The organism is Halolamina sp. (assembly GCF_036626355.1).
Classification (GTDB): Archaea; Halobacteriota; Halobacteria; order Halobacteriales; family Haloferacaceae; genus Halolamina.
This window is the reverse complement of record NZ_JAZKRY010000131.1, coordinates 1-4,508: the sequence shown is the minus strand read 5'-3', so window position 1 is coordinate 4,508 and position 4,508 is coordinate 1. Positions and strand designations below refer to the sequence as shown.

4 protein-coding genes and 2 pseudogenes are annotated in these 4,508 nt (G+C 66.1%); 4 read left to right on the top strand and 2 right to left on the bottom strand.

Annotated elements, in window-relative coordinates; translation table 11 throughout:
• A pseudogene (locus tag V5A38_RS14645) lies at positions 1-187 on the top strand (hypothetical protein); the annotation flags it as partial.
• 73 nt (positions 188-260) lie between these two features.
• Here V5A38_RS14645 and V5A38_RS14380 read toward each other — a convergent pair.
• Positions 261-1,271 carry an agmatinase family protein gene (locus tag V5A38_RS14380; RefSeq protein ID WP_332326453.1) on the bottom strand — a complete coding sequence of 337 codons (1,011 nt, stop codon included), beginning with the start codon at positions 1,269-1,271 and terminating at the stop codon, positions 261-263.
• Entirely contained in the window at positions 1,268-2,584 is a 1,317-nt protein-coding gene (locus V5A38_RS14375; protein WP_332326452.1) for an aspartate aminotransferase family protein, read from the bottom strand. Before V5A38_RS14375 ends, V5A38_RS14380 begins: the two co-directional genes overlap by 4 nt.
• Before the next feature lie 393 nt (positions 2,585-2,977).
• Between V5A38_RS14375 and V5A38_RS14370 the strand changes: the two genes are divergently transcribed.
• From V5A38_RS14370 to V5A38_RS14360, 3 genes and pseudogenes are all read left to right on the top strand, one after another.
• Positions 2,978-3,181 (top strand): hypothetical protein, encoded by a 204-nt coding sequence (locus V5A38_RS14370; protein WP_332326451.1) that lies wholly within the window; start codon positions 2,978-2,980, stop codon positions 3,179-3,181.
• A gap of 45 nt (positions 3,182-3,226) precedes the next feature.
• On the top strand, positions 3,227-4,222 hold the full coding sequence (locus tag V5A38_RS14365; protein ID WP_332326450.1) for an NrpR regulatory domain-containing protein: 996 nt from the start codon (positions 3,227-3,229) through the stop codon (positions 4,220-4,222).
• 123 nt (positions 4,223-4,345) lie between these two features.
• A pseudogene (locus tag V5A38_RS14360) lies at positions 4,346-4,508 on the top strand (transcriptional regulator TrmB); the annotation flags it as partial.

Below are 4,508 nucleotides of genomic sequence, written 5' to 3'. Positions count from 1 at the left end.
TCTCGAGCACCTCTCTCGGTCGCGGCCGCGGAGCGGTGCGCAGAACGGGGGCTGGCAGTCGCGACAGACACGCTCAACCCCGACCCAACCCCGACCCAACGCCGACGGAAACCGCGAGCGACGACGAGCCAGCAGGGTTCGCGATTCACCACGCGCTCCTGGTGAGGACTGCCTGATTTTCGAGAACTTCGGCGAGGATGGCGTACCAGTACGAGCCGTAGGGGTCTCGACCGAGTGTGGGCAATGGGCCGGTACGAGGGCTACTCCGCGAACTGTCGTTCCAGCAGTGCGACCAACAGGTTGGCCGCCAGCCGCGAGGTGTTTCCAGTCGGGTCGTGGTCCGGTGCCACCTCCATCAGGTCCGCGGCACCCACGGCGTCGTGAGTGCCGAGGGTCTCCATCACCGAAAGCGCCTGGTGAGAGGAGAGACCGCCGGCCTCCGGCGTCCCGGTGCCGGGCGCGACGCTCGGATCCACGGCGTCGATGTCGAAGGTGACGTACACCGCGTCGGTGCCGTCGGCTGCCGCCGCGATCGCGTCTTCCACGACGGAGCCGATGCCCTTGCGGCGCACGTCGCTCATCGTGAACAGGTTCAGCTCCGTGTCGTCGGCGAACTCGAACAGCCCCGGCGACTCGTAGCCACGGATGCCGACCTGGGAGACGTGTTTGTAGTCGGCGGACGCCGAATCGGCGATGTGGTTTGTCGAGGAGCCGTGGAAGTGCTCCCCGTACACTGCCGACTCCTCGACTGTGTCGGTGTGGGCGTCAATCTGGACGAGGCCGACGGAGTCGTGGCCGGCGCCCTCGGCGAACCCACGGAATGCGGGGAAGGTGCAGTAGTGGTCGCCGCCGATGAGCACCGGCATGGTGCCGTGCGCGGCGACGGTACCGACGTGGGCCTCGATGGAGTCCGCAGTCGTCTCGCTATCCATCGGGAACACGGGCACGTCGCCGCAGTCCACCAGCGAGAGGTCTGAGTAGTCCACCTGCGCGCGGGTGCGGACGTTCGTGAGGCCGCCCTTGTAGCCCGAGAGGTAGGCCCACCAGGCGCTGGCCTCGCGGACGGCGTCGGGTCCGTAGCGCGCACCCGGCCGGTTCGAGACGGCGCCGTCGTACGGCGCGCCGAGGACAGCCGCGTCCGCGCCGCCGGCGTCTTCGACGGTCGTCGGGTCGGCTTTCAGGAACGTATCGAAGCCTGCGTAGGGGAGTTCCACCTCGGCACCGTCAGTCGACTCGCGGAATGCGGCTGCGCGTGAGCGTCTGCCGCTCATGCTTCCTCGGCGATGGCGGCGTCGAGCGCGTCAACGACTCGTTCTAGCTGCTCGCGCGAGATAGTGAGCGGGGGCTGAATGCGCATCACGTTGGTGTGGAAGCCCCCGACGCCCACGATGATCCCACGCTCACGGAGATTCTTCCCGACGTGCTTGGCCAAGTCGGCGTCGGGCGCGGGCGCGATCCCCTGTGGGCCGGTCGCTGAGGGGTCAACCAGTTCGACGCCCTGCATCAGGCCGAGGCCACGGGTCTGGCCGACCACGTCGTACTTGGCTTCGAGTTCACTCAGGCGCTCGGGGAGCCACTCGCCCTGTTCGGCGGCGTTGTCGATGACGCCGTCCTGGAGTTCGTCGATTGTCGCCAGCGCAGCTGCGCAGGCGACGGGGTTGCCGCCGAACGTCGAAAGGTGGTCGCCCGCCTCGAAGGCGTTGGCCACCTCCTCGGTCGCAGTGAACGCGCCGAGGGGGAGGCCGTTGGCGATTCCTTTGGCCTGCGTCACGATGTCCGGGGTTACCTCGAAGTGGTCAACGCCCCAGAACTCGCCGGTCCGCCCGTAGCCCGTCTGAACCTCGTCAGCGATGAGGAGCGCGTCGTGTTCCTCGACGACCTCCTTCAGGCGCGCGAGCCAGCCTTCCGGCGGGACGATGATGCCGCCCTCGCCCATCACGGGTTCGACGACGACGGCCGCGATGTCTCCGGAGGTGTGGCTGTCGATGACCCGTTTGAGGTTGTTCGCGCAGGTGCCCGGACAGCTGTCACTGTCGCAGGTCGTACACCGGTAGCCGTACGGCGGCGCGATGTGGGACACGTTGTTGATTGTGGGCGCCATCCCGGACTTGTACGCGCGGTTGCCCGTGAGCGCGAGGGAGCCGAGCGTCCGGCCGTGGAAGCCCATCTCAACGGCAATTACCTCCTTCGAGCCGGTGTACTTGCGGGCGAGTTTGATCGCACCCTCGACGGCCTCGGTGCCGGAGTTACAGAAGAAGCTCTTCCGGAGGCCACCCGGCGTCACCTCCGCGAGGCGCTCGCCGAGCGCCCCGACTGGGCCGTTTGGATGGACGTACGAACAGCCGTGGACGAACTCATTGAGCTGGTCCTTGGCGGCCTCGACGACCCGCTCGTTGCGATGGCCAACGTTGGTTACCGCGATGCCCGAGAACGCGTCGAGGTACTCCTCGCCGTCGAAGTCCTGGACGGTACACCCCTCCGCGCGCTCCAAGGGCACGTCCAGAGATTTCCAGATGGGCATGACGTACTCCTCGTACTGCGATACGATCGTTGCGTTGGTCCGCGAGTGTTGTTGTTTGCTCATAGTTTGCGGTCCCTAAGCCGGTAGAGAGTTGCCACCAATGACGGGTGTGTGTTACGTTCACAAAAAACTTGCCGAGCGCCGGGATGGCGAAGAGAGTTCTCGAGTGGAAACGTCCTAATTAGGGCCGTAAAAGCCGTTGACTGACCCATTGAGTTGGCGTGTTCTACTGAGGGTAGCCAACGACGGCGAGACGTGACGAGGTGTCTGGGAGCAAAGTTTAATCAACTGGGGAATAATCCCCCTGCTACGGTGGTACATATATGCCACAAGAACGTGCTGAGCTGAATCACGGGCGGCGGCGGGCTACGAGAAGCGGCTTGCCGACCACGGCCTCGACGGCGATCCTGTCAGCGTCCGCACGCAGGAAATGGGGTCTCTCATCGACGAGCGCGTATGGCCTTCCGCGACTGGGACACCGTGACCGAGACGCTCGAAGAGGCCGACTGGCTGGGGATGGTCAACGAAGGCGTGCGTCTCCACCCCCACGACCCCTCCCAGCAATGGACGGTGGGCGTCCGGCACACCAGCGAGGATATCGAAACGCACCTCATGGCGTTCCTCGCCGTCGCTGAGCGGCTGGGTGCAGTTCAGCGATGACCGGCTCCGATACCGTCAATACACCACGGAAAACAGAGGTGACGAATGGCTAAAATCAGCGAGGCGGACTCCCTCGACCGGCGGACGTTCGACCTGCTGCGGCTCATCGACGCCAAGGAGCCAATCGGCTCGATTCGGCTGGTCGAACTGCTCCAGCAGCGGGGCTACTCCATCCAGGACCGGACCGTGCGACTTGCCCTGTCGGAACTCGACGACGCGGGGCTCACCACCAAAGTCCCGGGGAAAGGCCGACGGCTCACCGAGGCCGGACGGAGGGAACTGGCCCACGGTGACGTCTCGGGGCGGTTGGCGCAAGTCCGGGAGCGCATCGCGACCCTGCGGAGCCAGGTGAGCTACGACCCTCTGGAGGACGCCGGCCAGTTGGTCGTTTCCCAGGGTGTGGTCCCCGAGGACCGGCTGTCGGCCGCCCTCGCGGACCTCAATGAGATGGGCGAGGCGGGGATGGGCCCGGTGCTCGCCGCGACCGAACCCGCCGAGAACGGGGTGTGCATCTCGCTCCCCTCCTCGATAACCCTCGACGGGACCTTCCTCGCCCGCGGTATCGGGGCCGAACTGATTACCGCCGGCCTGGTGGAGTACGCCCCCGTGGACGACGAGGTGCTGCGCTACGTTGATGCCATCAGTGGCGAGGGCTCGACGATGGACGTGGTGCATCTGCTCATCGAGGCCGGTCGCACCGACGTGGCCAGCGCGCTGGATGGCGAGGTGGGGGTGCTCATCGTGGATAATCGGCAGTTCCCCCTGCCGCGGTATACTGAGGCCGAGGACCTCTCCTCGGCAATAGTCGAGACGCTGGGCGGGGTCCTGGACATCCGTCGGCCGCGGGAGTCCGGACCGTTCCCCGGCGAGCCACCGGGCTGGAACGTTGGCTCGCTGACCTACGGTGGCGTGGGCGAACTCGCCCTCTCGTTGCTGTTCGAGCGCGACCGACTCACGGAGTGGGAGACGCTCACGGGCCTGGCGTCGCGGGCTGACCTGATGCCGGTCGCCTCGCTGGCCGCGGGTTCACACCGGTTGTAGCTGCCTCGCTCTTCCCAGACGGGACGCCGGGATGCTCTTCGTCGATAATCTCGGACAGGGTAAGGTCGTGGGGTGTCGCTCTGTGAGAAGTTGGCGTCGAGAAAGGACCTCGGCGCCGAAAGCGACGGCCGCCGAAAACGAGTCGTCCCGTCGGACGCTCGCGCCGTCGAACTCTATCAGGACCTCGTCCGCCAGCATTCCCATATCGACTTCCCAGAGCTGCTAACCGGAAAGGCACTCGAGGTGCTGTACTACCTCGACCAGCCGCGAACCGTCGCCGAGATCG